Genomic DNA, 16,129 nt, shown 5'->3' on the forward strand with positions numbered 1-16,129 from the left:
CTTAAGATATATCTTAAGAGTGGCGCAAGTCGTTCTGCACGACCCTGGACCACCGTTCGTCGCAGGGGCTGGTTGGCAAGGAGAGCGAGAAATGTCGTGCAGCCAGCCCCAGGACTGGCCGTCGTGGTGGGTGTCAGCGCTGTGCCAGGTTGCCCTGGCACTGGGTGGCGCTGCCCGGTTGCAGATAGGGCATGAGGATCGGCGCCATGCCCTTGAGCACCTGCACCGGCAGGGCCGAGGTGAACTTGAAGGCTTGGGCGGAAGCGCCGGGAACATAGGCAGTGAGAGTGCCGAAGTGATGGTCGCCGATGTAGAACACGAAGGTCGCGGTACGGTTGATGGATTTGGAGCTCAGCACTCGGCCTCCGGCGCCGATGGCCTCGATTCGGTTGTCGCCGGTGCCGGTCTTGCCGCCCATGGCCAGGGGCGTGCCGTCGGCCAGCTTGAAACTGCCGGAAACCCGTTTCGCGGTGCCGGCATCCACCACCTGGGACAGGGCCCCGCGTAGCGCCGTGGCCACCTGCGAGGGCATCACCCGCTTGCCCTTGTCCGGGTCGTTGAGCAGGCGGGTTTCATAGGGGGTGCCGGCGGCGAAGTGCAGGCTGTCGATGCGCAAGGTTGGCAGGCGCACACCGTCGTTGAGGATGGTGCCCACCAGTTCGGCCAGCGCCGCCGGCCGGTCACCCGAACTGCCGATGGCGGTGGCCAGGGACGGTACCAGGTGGTCGAACGGATAGCCCACTGCCTGCCACCGCTGGTGGATGTCGAGGAACGCCTCGATCTCCAGCATGGTGCGGATGCGGCTGTCCCGGGCGCTGCGATGACGGCTCTTGAACAGCCAGCTATAGACCTCCTGGCGTTCGAACTCGCTGGCCTTGACCACCTGGCTGAAGCTGGCTTCGGGGTTGTTCATCAGGTAGCCCAGCAGCCACAGGTCCAGGGGGTGGACCTTGGCGATATAGCCCTGGTCCGGCAGGTCGTAGGCGCCCGGGCCGTAGCTGGCGTAGAGCTTGTCCAGGCGTTCGTCGGTGAGTTTTTCGCTGACCTTGGCGTTTTTCATATGGGCCCGCACGAAGCGGTTGAAGCTCTCCTGGCTGGCATCCGGTAGCAGGTAGCGATGCACCGCGGACAGGCGGATCGCGGTGGGGTGCATGCTGTCGAGGAAGGTTTCCAGGCGCGACTGGGTGTCCTTGTTGCGGTACTTCTTCCAGAACCGCAGCAGGAACGAGGTGCCTTCCCGATCGGCGAAACGTGCCAGGTATTCTTGGCGCCGCGGGTTGTCATCGTCCTTGAGCAGTTCGGCGCTGCTGCTGTCGCCGCCGTAGGTGCTGTAGCGCACCAGGTCGCGCATCAATCGGATGAACGGCAGGTTGATGGACTCGCGCAGGGCATCGCGCAAGGTCGGGCTGCGACCGTTGTCCTCGTTGCGAAAGTTGTGGAAGTGATGCAGGCCGCCTCCGGTGAAGAACGCCTCGCCGGGGCTGGCGGAATAGGTACGGTCCAGGGCCGCGTCGAGCATCTTCGGCAGGTTGCGGTCGCCGTTCTGCATCAGGTAGTCGATGGACCAGCGGCTCAGCCGGTCCTGATCGTTCACCGGGATGGTTTTCAATTGCGCGGGTGTCTGTCCGGCGTACTTGTCATGCAGCTCGGCAATGATCTGCAGGTAGGTGGTCAGCACCCGCAGCTTGGCGGTGGAGCCCAGTTCCAGCTTGCTGCCTTCGTTGATGTCGAAAGGCTGATCGGTGCTGTCGGTCTGCACCCGCACTCGGGAGCCGTCGGGGGTGAGTTCGAACAGGGTGAAGCTGTAGCGCACCTGGGTGGTGCTGGTGGGGGTCAGCAGGCGCTCGCCGAGCAGGCCCACCTGCGCAGCGAAGGCCGGATCGGCGAGGTGCTTGAGGTACTCGGTGGCCTGGCGCTGCAGGTCGCTCTGCAAGGTGCTGGTGGCCGACAGATCGAGGCGATCCAGGTCATACAGGGGCCGGTTGAGCAGCGCGGCGAGACGGCTGCGGGCGACACTGATGCCCTTGTTGGTCTCGATCGGCTGGATCGTCGGCTGTTGCTGCCAGTCACGGTAGGTCGCCTGGCTGGCCAGGGCGGCGGCGCTCAGTGCCGGGTCGATGACATTGTTCTGCGCCAGCAGGCGGATATGGCTGTCGGTGAGGTCCGCCAATTCTGCCCGGCCCTTTGCCAGGTAATGGGAGGGCCGGCGCTGGGCAATCATCAGCGACAGCACCTGGCGCAACGCCAGCCCTCGTTCGGCGAGGCTCCTGGAGTCCATGGCGGTGCCGCCGAGTACCTGGTTGACCTTGTCGAAGTCCGCGCCGTACCAGACCCGCAGCCCTTCGGCCATGCCATGTACTTCACCGTGGCCGGGCACTGCCGACAACGGCACGCTGTTGAGGTAGTCACGCACGATGCGCTTGCGAGCCTCCAGGGTCTGTGGGCCGTCCTGGTAGGCCCGCACGCTGGCGGACACCATCTGACGCAGCTTCTCGCCCCCGGATACGGTCAGGCCATCCGGCGAATGCCGGTACTTTTCCAGCTGGGTGGCCAGGGTGCTGCCCCCGGCACTCTGGCCAGGCAGGTGCAGCAGCCGGGCCACCTGGGACCAGGCGGCCTTGGCGAAGCGCGGCCAATCCACCGCAGGGTTGGCCTGGGCCAGCCTGGGGTCCAGCAGGTCGCGGTTTTCGATGAACAGCAGGCTGTGGACCACCAGGGGCGGAATGCTGGCGAAATGTGGGTAGAACTGTTGCGGATACTTGAACTGATACAGCGCAGCAGCCCGGCAGTCGGTGATGGACAGCCCCGCCTGGATCTTCTCGGCATAGGGCACGAAAAAGCCGTTCTCGCTGTAGTCCATCAAGGCTGCGGAAAAACGTACCTGGGATTCGATCAGATAGCCGCGCTTGAGCAGGCGCGGCAGGAACTCGCCCAGCGCGCTGTAGCCCAGGCGCCGGTCGAAAGGGCCGGCGCCCGGGTAGACCATGGCATCGCTGGCCCCCGGTTGCAGGGAATAGTCCAGGTTACGGGCCAGGCTGCTGAATTCCCGGGCCTGGAGCTTGGAGGTGCGCATTTCCCGGCTGGCGGCGACACCCAGGGCAACCAGGGCGATCAGCAGCAACAGCCAGAACAGGCGCCAGAAATACCGACGGGGCTTGGGACGTTCAGGCAAAGGCGTTTCGTCGTCGCTGTGGCGTGGCACTGCGGTATTGCGTGAGTCGGTGTGCCACAAAGCGCCCATAGTCGATTGATCCATTCACGCAGATTGATCGGACTTGTCTGAAGCTTAGTCGGTGGTGGCGAGCGGTGAGGAAATTGTGAAAACAGACGCTGCCTTGCTTCTGTGGCGAGGGAGCTTGCTCCCGTCCGGCGGCGCAGCAGCCGCAACACCTGAGCACGCGTTCTGTCAGGGAGATCACGCAAGCCGATTTCAGGGCCGCTGCGCGGCCCAGCGGGAGCAAGCTCCCTCGCCACATGATGGGTTAATTGCCTTCGGGCTAGGCGAGTGAGTGCTGGACGCTAGCATTTTTGCTCCCGGGCTGAAGTCCACGATGGTTTGCAGGTATTTCAGCGTTGCTGCGGGTTGTGGCAAGGAAGCTTGTTTGTGGCGAGGGAGCTTGCTCCCGTCCGGCTGCGCAGCAGCCGCAAGACCTGAGCATGCGTTCTGTCAGGGAGATCACGCAAGCCGACTTCAGGGCCGCTGCGCGGCCCAGCGGGAGCAAGCTCCCTCGCCACATGATGGGTTACTGGAGCCAGCAAGCATCCCACAGTGGGTAGTCGCCAATGCGTTGCGCCAGGCCCGCACGCAAGGGATTGGCGACTATGTAGCGAGCAAGGGGCTGAATGTCTTCGCCATCGCGGATTGCTCTGTCGTGATAGCCGCTTTGCCAGAGGGCACCGCACAGCCCCAGGTGTTGATTGAGCTGGCGGGTGCTGCGCGATTTCACCCTTTGCATCACCTCGGGCAATGTTGCCGTGCGCAGTTGGAGCAGCCAATGCAGGTGGTCCGGCATCAGGACCCAGGCCAGTGAGTCGGCAAGCCCCAGGTCCTGAACCTGTCTCAGTTCAGTGACCACCAGCCGCCCCAGGCGCCAATCGGAGAATAACGGTTGGCGTTGATGAACCACGGTGGTGATGAGGTAGGCGCGTCCGCTTTCGGAATGGCGGCCGCGGCGCAAGCGATGGGATCTTGGACGAGATGGCATTCCATTGCCTTCGGGCTAGGCGAGTGAGTGCTGGACGCTAGCATTTTTGCTCCCGGGCTGAAGCCCACGATGGTTTGCAGGTATTTCAGCGTTGCTGCGGGTTGTGGCGAGGAAGATTGTTTGTGGCGAGGGAGCTTGCTCCCGTCCGGCTGCGCAGCAGCCGCAACACCTGAGCACGCGTTCTGTCAGGGAGGTCACGCAAGCCGATTTCAGGGCCGCTGCGCGGCCCAGCGGGAGCAAGCTCCCTCGCCACATGATGGGTTAATTGCCTTCGGGCTAGGCGAGTGAGTGCTGGACGCTAGCATTTTTGCTCCCGGGCTGACGCCCACGATGGTTTGCAGGTATTTCAGCGTTGCTGCGGGTTGTGGCAAGGAAGCTTGTTTGTGGCGAGGGAGCTTGCTCCCGTCCGGCTGCGTAGCAGCCGCAAGCCCTGAGCACGCGTTCTGTCAGGGAGATCACGCAAGCCGATTTCAGGGCCGCTGCGCGGCCCAACGGGAGCAAGCTCCCTCGCCACAAGATGGGTTAATTGCCTTCGGGCTAGGCGAGTGAGTGCTGGACGCTAGCATTTTTGCTCCCGGGCTGAAGTCCACGATGGTTTGCAGGTATTTCAGCGCTGCTGCGGGTTGTGGCAAGGAAGCTTGTTTGTGGCGAGGGAGCTTGCTCCCGTCCGGCTGCGTAGCAGCCGCAAGCCCTGAGCACGCGTTCTGTCAAGGAGATCACGCAAGCCGATTTCAGGGCCGCTGCGCGGCCCAGCGGGAGCAAGCTCCCTCGCCACATGATGGGTTAATTGCCTTCGGGCTAAGCGAGTGAGTGCTGGACGCTAGCATTTTTGCTCCCGGGCTGAAGTCCACGATGGTTTGCAGGTATTTCAGCGCTGCTGCGGGTTGTGGCAAGGAAGCTTGTTTGTGGCGAGGGAGCTTGCTCCCGTCCGGCTGCGCAGCAGCCGCAAGACCGGAGCACGCGTTCTGTCAGGGAGGTCACGCAAGCCGACTTCAGGGCCGCTGCGCCGACCGGGGGGAGCAAGCTCCTTCACCACAGAACAGCGACTTTTCCCAGGTAAATACGCCCTAGGTAGGGGCATGACGAGGCATCGGGGCTGTGCAATACTCGCGACCCTTTCCGAGTGGGGTCTGGTGGAAAAAGCAGGGAATGCTTCTCCGTGAAAGCGGTTTTTGCCGAGATTTATCTCTGAATTTAGCTGTTTATAGAGTGAAAAGCCCTGTAGTGAGCTTTTTATACTGCGTACCCCGCTGATCTGGCAGGTTTTGTCCTACAGGCGCACCGTCCCACAAGGTCGGTCCGGTCGAGCAGGCTGCGGTTATCCGCCGCTGCCTGGAAGACTCGGTGGTTCATATCCAATAACAAAATGAGGTTGTATCTCTATGCCAGTTGGCAACCAACTGCCCCACGGCGAAACCGCTCAGGGCGGCCCGCTGAAACGCGAACTCGGCGAACGGCATATTCGCTTGATGGCCCTTGGCGCCTGTATCGGTGTCGGCCTGTTCCTCGGCTCGGCCAAGGCGATCGAAATGGCCGGTCCGGCCATCATGCTGTCCTACATCATCGGCGGCCTGGCGATCCTGGTGATCATGCGCGCCCTCGGTGAAATGGCGGTGCATAACCCTGTCGCCGGCTCCTTCAGCCGCTACGCACAAGACTACCTGGGCCCGTTGGCGGGCTTTCTCACCGGCTGGAACTACTGGTTCCTGTGGCTGGTGACCTGCGTCGCGGAAATCACCGCCGTAGCGGTGTACATGGGCATCTGGTTCCCCGATGTACCGCGCTGGATCTGGGCCCTGGCGGCCCTGGTGAGCATGGGCTCGATCAACCTGATCGCGGTGAAGGCCTTCGGCGAGTTCGAGTTCTGGTTCGCCCTGATCAAGATCGTCACCATCATCGCCATGGTCATCGGCGGTGTCGGCATCATTGCCTTCGGTTTCGGCAACGACGGCGTGGCCCTGGGCATTTCCAACCTCTGGACCCACGGCGGCTTCATGCCCAATGGCGTGACCGGCGTGCTGATGTCCCTGCAGATGGTGATGTTCGCGTACCTGGGCGTGGAGATGATCGGCCTGACCGCCGGTGAAGCGCGCAACCCGCAAAAGACCATTCCCAACGCCATCGGCTCGGTGTTCTGGCGCATCCTGCTGTTCTACGTGGGCGCGCTGTTCGTGATCCTGTCGATCTACCCGTGGAACGAAATCGGCACCCAGGGCAGCCCCTTCGTGATGACCTTCGAACGCCTGGGGATCAAGACCGCAGCCGGCATCATCAACTTCGTGGTGATCACCGCGGCCCTGTCGTCCTGCAACGGCGGGATCTTCAGCACCGGTCGCATGCTCTACAGCCTGGCGCAGAACGGCCAGGCCCCAGCCAGCTTCGCCAAGACTTCCGAAAGCGGGGTGCCACGCCGCGCCTTGCTGCTGTCGATCTTCGCCCTGCTGCTGGGTGTACTGCTCAACTACCTGGTGCCGGAAAAGGTGTTCGTCTGGGTGACGTCCATCGCGACCTTCGGTGCGATCTGGACCTGGGTGATGATCCTCCTGGCCCAGCTCAAGTTCCGCAAGGGCCTGAGCCCGGCCGAGCGTGCCGCCCTGAAGTACCGCATGTGGCTGTACCCGGTCAGTTCCTACCTGGCGCTGGCGTTCCTGGTGCTGGTGGTGGGACTGATGGCCTACTTCCCGGAGACTCGTGTGGCGCTGTATGTCGGCCCCGCGTTCCTGGTGCTGCTGACGGCCTTGTTCTACATGCTCAACCTGCATCCGACCAATAGCCATGAGGCGGCGACCCGCTCGTCCTGAGTGCTGCACTGTCGATGCTCCAGGCGTGAGCTTCCCGGCCTGATGGCTTGGCAATGAAAAATCCGGCGTCCCACGAGGGGCGCCGGATTTTTTTTGGCCGGGCTCAACCGCCCAGGGTGCCACTGGTGTCGGCATCGAACACTGCCTTGGCATTGCGTGCGGCCGGCCCCAGCAGGCCCAGCAGCGTTGCCTCGCTGTAGAGCTGCCGGGGCGCAAGGCTGGCAGGCGTCGGGTCGACGGGGATCAGCACGTCCTCATCGTCACCATGCAGCCAGACCAGCGTGGACTGCAGGGCCGGAACGAACAGCCAACGCAGCTCACAGGACTTGCCTTGCAGTTGCGGGGCTTGCTCCGCCAGGTTCAGGGCACTGATGGTCGAAGCCGCCAGGGCCCCGTGGTTCAGTGCGCAGAACTGCGCCTGGCCGGCGGTTTCGGTCAGTTGGGCGTCGGCGATCGACACGCCACCGGTGAACACCAGGTAATGCCAGTCACCCGGCGTGGCGTGGTCCAGGCCCTGGCCGTTGGCCAGGGCCTCCAGGCTCAGGGTGTAGCCACGAAAGGCCTGGGACAGGTTCAGGGTGCCGGGGCCGGCATTGGCGAAGGCGCGATTGATACCGAAGCCCTGGGTCTGCAGTGCTGCCTGCAGGGCCGGGCGCAGTTGCTGGATGCCGCCTGCGGGCGGATTGGGGTAAGTCAGTTGCATGCTGCCTCCTCAGTAGTTTTTCCGGGTGAAGTAGGTATGAGTCCAGTTGCCGCCGCCGTTATAGGTGCCGGGGAAGCTGTTCAGGACGCGGGTCGAGTAGCCGAAGATCGAGTCGGCCACCAGCACGTAACCGCCGTCGATGCCGTAGATCGTCAGGAAGTGCGCCCCACCGCCGTACCAGGCGCAGCGCAGGCCGACGGGGCGCCCCATGCCGATCTGGTTCTCGATGGCCGGCATCTGCATGCGGTCCTCGCGCATACCGCCGTAGCTGCCGGTGGTGCGCAGGGCCGAGTCCAGGTAGCCGTAGACGTTGCATGGCCCGGGTTGGCTGCAGCAGGTGCCGCGGCCCAGCTCGGCGTTGGCCACGCCACATTGGGTCCAGGAACCGGTGCGGTAGTAGTTGCCGACCGAGGCCGACAGGGCGGCCCAGCACCAGTTGGTCTGGGTCTGTTGCTGGATATTGAAGTTCAGTCGGGCATTTGCCAGGGGCGCCGCCTCGGCCTCTTGGCCGATGTCATCCAGCTCGGGATCGAGCAGGGTGCCGGCCAGGCACTGGGGCATGACCTGGGAGTTGCCGACAGGGGGCAGGGTAGTACTGAGCATGTTCATCCTCCGTGAATGAAAACCAGCCTCCGGCTGGTGTCGTTGCCGCTTGTGGTCAAGCGGCGGGCCGGACCCGGTTGTCGTGCATCGCGCCATGCCAGCCTCGATGGCAGGCGTTGTCGGGTCTGTCATTCACCTTAGAATAATTATGCGTCAATGCAATTTAAATATGCGTTTATGCAAAACAACGGATAAGGATGTCCCCATTAAAGAGGGCATCCCAAGCCGGGAGGCTGGTGGATCCAGGGATTATTTTTCGTCGAGAAAGTGTTCCAGGGCGGCGTTGAACAAGCCTGGGTCCTGGAGGAAGGCAAAGTGGCTGACATTGGGCAGGATCAGCAGCCCGGCCCCGGGAATAGCCGCGGCCATGTATTCGGTGTGCTCGCGCTTGATGGCTTCATCGTGGTCGCCATCGACGATCAGCACCGGGGTCTTGATCTTCGCAAGGTCGGCATCGCTCCAGTTTGGCTGGCTGGCCCACATGTGGCCGATCTGCTCGACAAAGGCCGGGTACTCCTTGGGTGTCGGTGACAGGCGGGTGTACTCCTGCCCCGCGCGCTCGATGTAGGCGGCGAACGTTGGGTTGTGCTCCACGCCTTCCTTGACCCCGGAGGTCCGGGTATTGGCGGCGTAGGCGAAGACCTTGCCGACCCGCTGCGGGTAGCGCATGGCCAGGTCCAGGCCGAGGATCGCGCCGTCGCTCCAGCCGACGAAATCGGCGCGGGGGATCTTCAACTGATCCAGCAGGGCGATGACGTCGTCGGCCATCAGGTCGTAGCCATAGGGCCGGGCGTCCCGGGTGCTGCGCCCGTGGCCGCGGCTGTCGACGCTGATCACCGTGTGCCTGGCGGCCAGGGCCTTGGCCTGGAGCCCCCAGTAGTCGGCGTTGCCCAGGCCGCCATGCAGCAGCACCACCGGCGAGCCGTGGCCGACCTTGCTGTAGTAGAGGCGGATGCCGTTGACCTCTGCATGGCCGGACTGTGTCCCAGCCACCGGGGCCGGAGTGGGCGGCAGGGTCTGCCAGCGTTCGCTGGCAAAGGCGCTGTTGAAGGACATCAGTAGAGCGATCACTGCAAACAGACGACGAGGCATGGGTTTCTCCGTGCATGGGCCCTTCGGTCGGACCGACCTTGGGCAGGTGGTTACCGCGATTGAGTCAATGGAGGACTGGCTAGACGTCGATGATCACCAGGGTGCCATGGCTGCCAGGCAGCACGCTGTGGGCCTGGCCGGCTTCCACCAGGTACATCTGGCCCGCGCCGACTTGCACGATCGCCTGGCCAATGCCCAGGTGCAGGCAGCCCTGGGTCACCAGCAGGCCCTCGTTGTAGTCGTGGGTTTCTTCCGGGTAGGGCTGGCCGTCCATGCGCAGCACCTTGATGCGTGTGGGGCCGACCTGGCCCACCAGCGAGGATTGCCAGGGAGCTGGCAGCTGGCGGGACAGTTGTTCGAAGGACAGCAGGGGCATGACGGATCTCCAAAAGCTCAGTGAGGCTGGGGTCTGCTTTCGGTGGTCCGGTCAAGCATCGGCAGGGACGGTCTTGCTAGAACTCCTCCATCAGCAGCACGCGGCATTCGCGGCGCTGGAAGGCGTTGATCTGCGGTACCAGGCGGGTGAAGTGCTCGGTCTTGCAATGGGCGTCGAGGGCGGCTTGGTCCGGCCACTGTTCGACGAAGATGAAGTGCCCTGGGTCTTTCTGGTCGACGAACAGATCGTAGGCGATGCACAGCGGCTCCTGGCGGGTTTTTTCCACCAGTTCGGCGTACCAAGGGCGCACCCTGTCCAGGTGTTCGGGCTGGATGAAGTCTTCAGCGATGACCTTGAGCATTGCAGTCTTCCTTGGGTAGCACCCGGTGCCCCCGGTAACCGGGGAGCACGGGGCTATCACGGGGCTTTGGTGTTTAAGCCGCGGCTTCGGTGTTGGGCTCGAAGCTGTCGGCCCGGGCCAGTTGCCACATGCGCGAGTAGAACTCGCCGTTGACCTCGCCGGTGAGCAACTCGCCAGGCTTGAGGAATACATGCAATTGCGAGAACAGCTTGATTTCGGTGGCCGACATGCGCCGCACCAGGTGCTTGGCTTCCAGTTGCGAAGGGTGTTGCAGGCCGGCGGCGGCGAGCATCTCGGCCAGGGCCTTGAGGGTGTTGCGGTGGAAGCTGAACACCCGCTGGGCCTTGTCCGGCACCACGAGGGCGCGCTGGCGCAGGTTGTCCTGGGTGGCCACGCCGGTGGGGCACTTGTTGGTGTGGCAGCTCTGCGACTGGATGCAGCCGATGGCGAACATGAAGCCCCGGGCCGAGTTGGCCCAGTCGGCGCCGATGGCCAGTACGCTGGCGATGTCGAAGGCGCTGACGATCTTGCCGCTGGCGCCGAGCTTGATCTTGTCCCGCAGGTTCAGGCCCACCAGGGTGTTGTGGACGAACAGCAGGCCTTCGCGCATTGGCGCACCGATGTGGTCGGTGAACTCCACTGGAGCGGCGCCGGTGCCGCCTTCCTTGCCGTCCACCACGATGAAGTCCGGGAGGATGCCGGTCTCCAGCATGGCCTTGGCGATGCCCATGAATTCCCACGGGTGGCCCAGGCAGAACTTGAAGCCCACCGGCTTGCCGCCGGACAGCTCACGCAGTTGCTGGATGAAATGCATCATTTCGATGGGGGTGGAGAAGGCGCTGTGGCTCGACGGCGAAATGCAGTCCTCGCCCATGCGGATGCCCCGGGTATCGGCGATTTCCTGGGTCACCTTGTGCTTGGGCAAGATGCCGCCGTGGCCGGGCTTGGCGCCCTGGCTCATCTTGATCTCGATCATCCGCACTTGCGGGTTCTGCGCCTGGGCGGCGAAACGTTCCGGGTCGAAACGGCCTTCGCTGGTGCGGCAGCCGAAGTAGCCGCTGCCCAGTTCCCAGGTCAGGTCGCCACCATGTTCGCGGTGGTAGGGGCTGATGCTGCCTTCGCCAGTGTCATGGGCGAAGTTGCCCAGCTTGGCGCCCTGGTTCAGCGCGCGAATCGCGTTGGCACTCAGGGAGCCGAAGCTCATGGCCGAGATGTTGAATACCGAAGCCGAGTACGGCTGGGCGCATTGCGGGCCACCGACGATCACGCGAAAGCTGTCGGGATCGCTCAGGGGCGCCGGGCGCATGGAGTGGCCGATGAATTCGAAACCCGACTGGTAGACGTCGATCAGCGTGCCAAAGGGTTTGTCGGCGCTCTGGTTCTTGGCCCGCGAGTACACCAGTGAGCGCTGGGCTCGGGAGAAGGGCAGCGCGTCGCTGTCGGATTCCAGCAGGTACTGACGGATCTCCGGGCGGATGCCTTCGACCAGGTAGCGGATATTGCCCAGGATCGGGTAGTTGCGGCGCACCGCATGGGGGCTCTGCAGTAGATCGAAGATCCCCAGCAGGCTCAGCAAGCCGGTGACCAGGGTGAAGGGCCAGACCCAGTCATGTTCGACGAAGGGCAGGCTGGCGAGGGTGAATATCACGCAGGCGGCAAAAAAGGCATAGCGGCTCAGGAGTGACAGGCTCATACGGATTCCTTGGTTCGGACTCATTAAGATCGTTTGTCGGTACTCATTCTTGTTGGAGCGCTGGTTCTTGTTGTTATGTTCGGACCCGGTGGCAGGCCATGCCGGGAACCAGGCGCTGGGCGCCTGGAGAAAATTCGAGAACGATTAGGGCCGGGCTTGATGGCCGGCTTGCTATCGATGGGTTTTTTTGGGGTTTCACGGTCTTGCTGGAATTTTCCAGCTTACGGGCGATTTCCTTATCGGGGCAACCGTTGAACACCGGGCACCCAGTTTCCCGGTCTCCAACCTGGGACCTGTGTAGTGGATGGCATGGCGGTTGTTGCAATCGTTTCTCGTTTATGAGGTTTATGATATGTTATTGTGTAACATATCTAGTTCAACACGCGCCCTGGAGGCCCCCATGAAACCTGGTATCCATCCCGACTACCGTACCGTTCTGTTCCACGACACCGCTGCCGATGTGTATTTCCTCATCGGTTCCACAGTCGATACCGACCGCACCCAGCAGTACAGCGACGGCCAGACCTATCCCTACGTGGCCCTGGACGTTTCCAGCGCCTCTCATCCGGTGTACACCGGCCAGCAGCGCAAGACCCAGTCCGAAGGCCGCATTGCCGGGTTCAACAAGCGCTTCGCCTCCTTCGGTTCAGGTGGCAAGGCTGCCCAGTGAGTGCACGGGCAACGCCCCCTGTCGGCAGCAAGGCAGGGGGACGCCGACCGCTCGAGAAACACGGTGGCTGGATGGGTGGTGTTAAAAAGCCATCATTTCGGGTGGAAATTCTTCTACGCTTGAATCAGGCAGCCACAGTTGTGGTTGCCAGCACTCCCAATGATGGACGCGTGCATCAACGTTGACCCGAGGTATGCCATGGGTAATCCGGACGTTGTCACAGTCTCCCGTTTGCCCGGGGTCCTGCTGGTGGATGCCCAGGACCTTGTCCTGCAGCGCCTGCGCCAGTTGCTCAGCCCTCATCCCTACACGCTGCACTTTGCTCGGGACGCCATCCAGGCCTTGCACGTCATGGCCCATTGCGAGGTGGACCTGGTGATCAGTGCAGCCCATCTGCCGCAGATGGATGGCCCAGCCCTGCTGGCGCGCATTCACCAGCAGTACCCGGCCACCACCCGGATCCTGCTGACCGGCGACCCGGATTCGAAGCTGATTGCCAGGGCTATCAACGAAGGTGAGATCTACCGCTACCTGAACAAGCCCTGGGACGACCAGGAGCTGTTGCTGGCCTTGCGCCAGGCCCTCGATCACCAGCATTCCGAACATGAGCGCCAACGCCTGGAGCTCCTGGCCCGCCAGCAGAACCAAGAACTCAAGATGCTCAATGCCCAGCTGGAAAAGCGCGTCGAGGCTCGCACTGCCGAGTTGCGGCAGACCGCCGACATGCTCGACCTGGCCTACGAAGAGCTCAAGCACAGCTACGCCACCGGTGCGGAGCTGTTTTCCCTGCTGGTGAACCAGCGCCTGCCCCTGGCCAAGCAGACCAACCGGCGGATCATCGAGCTGGTACGCGCCTATTGCACGATCCAGGGGCTGGGGGAGGTCGACCAGCGCGACCTGGCCATGGCCGCGGCCTTGCACAATATCGGCAAGCTGAGCTGGAGCGACCAGATGATGACCACCCCGGCGGACCTGCTGCACCATCAGCAGCGCGAGCGCTACCGGGCCTATCCGCAACAGAGCGAGTCATTGCTGATGACCCTGGAGCCGGTGCAGGATGCCGCGCGCCTGATCCGCCATCATCAGGAGCACTGGGACGGTACCGGTTTCCCCGATCGGCTCAGGGGCGAAGCCATTCCCGTGGGGTCGCGGATACTCAAGCTGGCGGTGGACTTCATCGAGCTGCAGTGCGGCCTGATCCTGGAACGGCGGATGAACAGCGACGAGGCCCTGGTGTTCATCCGCAAGTACGCCGGCCGGTTGTACGACCCGCAACGGGTGGAAGGTTTCATCCAGGTGTGCTCGGTGTACCTGCACGACGTGACCCTGGGCGATCCTTCGGTCAAGGTCCTGGGCACCCGGGAGCTGGCGCCGGGCATGATCCTGGCGCGCAACCTCAACGCCGACAATGGCATGCTGTTGCTCAATGCCGGCAAGGTGCTCAGCCTGCCGCTGGTGGACAAGCTGATCGCCTTCGAAACCATGGAGGGCGCTCGCTACAGCGTGTTCGTCAAGCTGCCCAGTGAAGCGCCCGTGAGCGCCTGAACGGCAAAAATACCATTGGCCAATGGCGCTGAAGGCAGGTGCGTGTGATCCTTGAACCTTCATTTTCAAGGTCTTCGAACTGCCATGCCTGCCTCCTCAGCCATTGATTCCTCCATCATTCGCATCGCCGCTGCACTACTGATCGGTGCCGACGGACACACCCTGCTGGTGCGCAAGCGTGGTACCCGCGCCTTCATGCAGCCTGGCGGCAAGATCGAGGCCGGCGAGCAGCCGGTGCATGCGCTGGCCCGCGAACTGGAAGAAGAACTGGGCCTGCGCATCGATCCGGCCCAGGCCCGCTACCTGCAGCAGTTTTCCGCTCCCGCCGCCAATGAGCCGGGCCATGTGGTGCAGGCTGAAGTCTTCCTGATCCGCATCGATGCCCCGGTGACCCCGGCGGCGGAGATCGAAGAGGTACGCTGGATCGATCCGGCCGGTGACGGTGATCTTTTCCTTGCCCCGTTGACACGGGATCTGATCTTGCCGTTTTATCGCCAGGCCCAAGCGACCCTCGTCTGACTGATCACTTGCCAAGGACTGCCATGATTCCACTGCACGAGTATCTGATCTTTGCTGCCGCTTCCCTGTTGATGGTACTGACCCCGGGGCCGAACATGATCTACCTGATCTCCCGTTCGATCTGCCAGGGGCGCAAGGCCGGCGTGACTTCGCTGCTGGGCGTGGTGGCGGGGTTCTTCGTGCACCTGATGGCTGCGGCCCTGGGGCTGACCGCTGTTTTCATGGCGGTGCCCATGGCTTATGAAGTCCTCAAGTGGGCAGGTGCCCTGTACCTGCTGTGGCTGGCCTGGCAGGCGCTCAAGCCTGGTGCCCGGTCGCCTTTCGAAGCTCAGCAACTGCCGGCGGATTCGCCGCGCAAGCTGATGACCATGGGTTTTTTGACCAGCGCCCTGAACCCCAAGATCGCGATGTTCTACCTGTCGATCTTTCCGCAGTTCATCCATCCCGAGTACGGTTCGGTGTTCTCCCAGAGCATCATCCTGGGCCTGACCCAGATCACCGTCAGCTTCTCGGTGAACCTGCTGATTGCCCTGTTCGCCGCTGGCATCGCCTCCTGGTTCGCCAGCAATCCGACCTGGCTTTCGGTGCAGCGCTATTTCATGGGTTTTGTGCTGGCCGGGTTGGCGGTGCGCCTGATGTTCGAACAACGTCGTGCCAACTGAAGACAGGAGCTGCGTGATGACAGCGTTTTCCAGCCCCGAGACCGTGGTCGAGGAGCAACTGCAAGCCTACAACCGCAAGGACCTGGACGCCTGGCTGGCGACCTATGCCAGGGATGCCCGGCAATACGAGCATCCGGCCACCTTGTTGGCCCGTGGCCATGATGAGATTCGCGCCCGCGCGCAATTGCGCTTCCAGGAGCCCAATCTGCATGCCCGGCTGCTGCAGCGCTCGGTGATGGGCAATGTGGTGGTGGATCATGAACTGATCAGCCGGACTTTCGCCGACGGCCCAGGAACCCTGGAAACCGTGGCCATTTATGAGGTGCAGGACGGCAAGATAAAATGCGCTTCATTCATCACCGGCCAGAAGACCCTCGATTGAGCCTGCAGATCCAGCGCCTGGTCCCCGACGATGTCGAGCAGTACCGGGCGTTGATGCTCGAAGCCTACGACCGCCATCCCCAGGCGTTTACCTCCAGTGTCCGCGAGCGGGAAAAACTGCCCCTCGCGTGGTGGGCGGCGCGCCTGGACGGCGAACTGGATGTATTGCTGGGCGCGTTCTGCCAAGGACGCTTGCAGGGCATTGTCGGCCTGGCCTTCGACCTTCGCGAGAAAGCCCGGCACAAGGCGACACTCTTCGGCCTTTACGTCACCGCCGGACAGCGCAATGGCGGCCTGGGCCAGCGCCTGGTGCAGAGCCTGCTGGCCGAGGCCGAGGAGTACGAGGGATTGCGCCTGGTGCAGTTGACGGTAACCGCGGGCAACGACGCCGCGTTGTCCCTGTACCGGCGCTGCGGTTTCGTCCAGTACGGCCTCGAGCCCCTGGCGGTGCGGGTAGGGGACGATTACTTCGACAAGATCCACATGTGGTACGCACTGCCGACGCAAGCCTGAGGCTG

The 16,129-nt window shown here is 63.1% G+C and carries 15 protein-coding genes; 7 read left to right on the plus strand and 8 right to left on the minus strand.

Features of this window, described 5'->3' with window-relative positions; genetic code table 11:
- Positions 1 to 133: 133 nt before the first annotated feature.
- Together LGQ10_RS25675 and LGQ10_RS25680 are read right to left on the minus strand one after the other, a co-directional pair.
- On the minus strand, positions 134 to 3,241 hold the full coding sequence (locus tag LGQ10_RS25675) for a transglycosylase domain-containing protein (protein WP_226523595.1): 3,108 nt from the start codon (positions 3,239 to 3,241) through the stop codon (positions 134 to 136).
- 502 nt (positions 3,242 to 3,743) lie between these two features.
- Complete coding sequence (locus LGQ10_RS25680; protein ID WP_058433511.1) at positions 3,744 to 4,205, minus strand: REP-associated tyrosine transposase; 462 nt, start codon at positions 4,203 to 4,205, stop codon at positions 3,744 to 3,746.
- 1,382 nt (positions 4,206 to 5,587) lie between these two features.
- Here LGQ10_RS25680 and LGQ10_RS25685 point away from each other — a divergent pair.
- Complete coding sequence (locus LGQ10_RS25685) at positions 5,588 to 7,006, plus strand: amino acid permease (RefSeq protein ID WP_226523596.1); 1,419 nt, start codon at positions 5,588 to 5,590, stop codon at positions 7,004 to 7,006.
- Between the two features lie 103 nt (positions 7,007 to 7,109).
- Here the strand turns inward: LGQ10_RS25685 and LGQ10_RS25690 are convergent, their stop codons facing one another.
- From LGQ10_RS25690 to LGQ10_RS25715, 6 genes are all read right to left on the minus strand, one after another.
- Positions 7,110 to 7,709 (minus strand): hypothetical protein, encoded by a 600-nt coding sequence (locus LGQ10_RS25690; protein ID WP_226523597.1) that lies wholly within the window; start codon positions 7,707 to 7,709, stop codon positions 7,110 to 7,112.
- Between the two features lie 9 nt (positions 7,710 to 7,718).
- Positions 7,719 to 8,312 (minus strand): papain-like cysteine protease family protein, encoded by a 594-nt coding sequence (locus LGQ10_RS25695; protein WP_226523598.1) that lies wholly within the window; start codon positions 8,310 to 8,312, stop codon positions 7,719 to 7,721.
- Between the two features lie 249 nt (positions 8,313 to 8,561).
- Positions 8,562 to 9,404, minus strand: a complete 843-nt coding sequence (locus tag LGQ10_RS25700; protein WP_226523599.1) for an alpha/beta fold hydrolase — start codon at positions 9,402 to 9,404, stop codon at positions 8,562 to 8,564.
- 79 nt (positions 9,405 to 9,483) lie between these two features.
- Positions 9,484 to 9,780, minus strand: coding sequence for a cupin domain-containing protein (locus tag LGQ10_RS25705; protein ID WP_058437296.1), 297 nt, complete (start codon positions 9,778 to 9,780; stop codon positions 9,484 to 9,486).
- Between the two features lie 76 nt (positions 9,781 to 9,856).
- Complete coding sequence (locus tag LGQ10_RS25710; protein ID WP_226523600.1) at positions 9,857 to 10,141, minus strand: putative quinol monooxygenase; 285 nt, start codon at positions 10,139 to 10,141, stop codon at positions 9,857 to 9,859.
- A gap of 73 nt (positions 10,142 to 10,214) precedes the next feature.
- On the minus strand, positions 10,215 to 11,834 hold the full coding sequence (locus tag LGQ10_RS25715; RefSeq protein ID WP_226523601.1) for an FMN-binding glutamate synthase family protein: 1,620 nt from the start codon (positions 11,832 to 11,834) through the stop codon (positions 10,215 to 10,217).
- 400 nt (positions 11,835 to 12,234) lie between these two features.
- Between LGQ10_RS25715 and LGQ10_RS25720 the strand changes: the two genes are divergently transcribed.
- The 6 genes from LGQ10_RS25720 (at position 12,235) to LGQ10_RS25745 (ending at position 16,124) form a co-directional block, all read left to right on the plus strand.
- On the plus strand, positions 12,235 to 12,504 hold the full coding sequence (locus LGQ10_RS25720; protein WP_058433338.1) for a type B 50S ribosomal protein L31: 270 nt from the start codon (positions 12,235 to 12,237) through the stop codon (positions 12,502 to 12,504).
- A 198-nt stretch (positions 12,505 to 12,702) separates the two neighbouring features.
- Positions 12,703 to 14,049, plus strand: coding sequence for an HD domain-containing phosphohydrolase (locus LGQ10_RS25725; RefSeq protein ID WP_226523602.1), 1,347 nt, complete (start codon positions 12,703 to 12,705; stop codon positions 14,047 to 14,049).
- 84 nt (positions 14,050 to 14,133) lie between these two features.
- A complete protein-coding gene (locus LGQ10_RS25730) occupies positions 14,134 to 14,568 on the plus strand; it encodes an NUDIX hydrolase (protein ID WP_226523603.1) in 435 nt (144 codons plus the stop codon).
- A gap of 23 nt (positions 14,569 to 14,591) precedes the next feature.
- Positions 14,592 to 15,230 carry a LysE family translocator gene (locus LGQ10_RS25735; protein ID WP_058437555.1) on the plus strand — a complete coding sequence of 213 codons (639 nt, stop codon included), beginning with the start codon at positions 14,592 to 14,594 and terminating at the stop codon, positions 15,228 to 15,230.
- 16 nt (positions 15,231 to 15,246) lie between these two features.
- Positions 15,247 to 15,612 (plus strand): nuclear transport factor 2 family protein, encoded by a 366-nt coding sequence (locus LGQ10_RS25740; protein ID WP_058437554.1) that lies wholly within the window; start codon positions 15,247 to 15,249, stop codon positions 15,610 to 15,612.
- Positions 15,613 to 15,614: 2 nt separating this feature from the next.
- Positions 15,615 to 16,124 carry a GNAT family N-acetyltransferase gene (locus LGQ10_RS25745; protein ID WP_226526195.1) on the plus strand — a complete coding sequence of 170 codons (510 nt, stop codon included), beginning with the start codon at positions 15,615 to 15,617 and terminating at the stop codon, positions 16,122 to 16,124.
- The last annotated feature ends 5 nt before the right edge of the window (positions 16,125 to 16,129 follow it).

The sequence above is a fragment of the Pseudomonas sp. L5B5 genome (assembly GCF_020520285.1).
GTDB lineage: Bacteria > Pseudomonadota > Gammaproteobacteria > Pseudomonadales > Pseudomonadaceae > Aquipseudomonas.

Coding starts and splice junctions, on each gene's coding strand:
- LGQ10_RS25675 (WP_226523595.1), bottom strand. CDS start 3,241: ATGGGCGCTTTGTGGCACACCGACTCACGCAATACCGCAGTGCCACGC.
- LGQ10_RS25680 (WP_058433511.1), bottom strand. CDS start 4,205: ATGCCATCTCGTCCAAGATCCCATCGCTTGCGCCGCGGCCGCCATTCC.
- LGQ10_RS25685 (WP_226523596.1), top strand. CDS start 5,588: ATGCCAGTTGGCAACCAACTGCCCCACGGCGAAACCGCTCAGGGCGGC.
- LGQ10_RS25690 (WP_226523597.1), bottom strand. CDS start 7,709: ATGCAACTGACTTACCCCAATCCGCCCGCAGGCGGCATCCAGCAACTG.
- LGQ10_RS25695 (WP_226523598.1), bottom strand. CDS start 8,312: ATGCTCAGTACTACCCTGCCCCCTGTCGGCAACTCCCAGGTCATGCCC.
- LGQ10_RS25700 (WP_226523599.1), bottom strand. CDS start 9,404: ATGCCTCGTCGTCTGTTTGCAGTGATCGCTCTACTGATGTCCTTCAAC.
- LGQ10_RS25705 (WP_058437296.1), bottom strand. CDS start 9,780: ATGCCCCTGCTGTCCTTCGAACAACTGTCCCGCCAGCTGCCAGCTCCC.
- LGQ10_RS25710 (WP_226523600.1), bottom strand. CDS start 10,141: ATGCTCAAGGTCATCGCTGAAGACTTCATCCAGCCCGAACACCTGGAC.
- LGQ10_RS25715 (WP_226523601.1), bottom strand. CDS start 11,834: ATGAGCCTGTCACTCCTGAGCCGCTATGCCTTTTTTGCCGCCTGCGTG.
- LGQ10_RS25720 (WP_058433338.1), top strand. CDS start 12,235: ATGAAACCTGGTATCCATCCCGACTACCGTACCGTTCTGTTCCACGAC.
- LGQ10_RS25725 (WP_226523602.1), top strand. CDS start 12,703: ATGGGTAATCCGGACGTTGTCACAGTCTCCCGTTTGCCCGGGGTCCTG.
- LGQ10_RS25730 (WP_226523603.1), top strand. CDS start 14,134: ATGCCTGCCTCCTCAGCCATTGATTCCTCCATCATTCGCATCGCCGCT.
- LGQ10_RS25735 (WP_058437555.1), top strand. CDS start 14,592: ATGATTCCACTGCACGAGTATCTGATCTTTGCTGCCGCTTCCCTGTTG.
- LGQ10_RS25740 (WP_058437554.1), top strand. CDS start 15,247: ATGACAGCGTTTTCCAGCCCCGAGACCGTGGTCGAGGAGCAACTGCAA.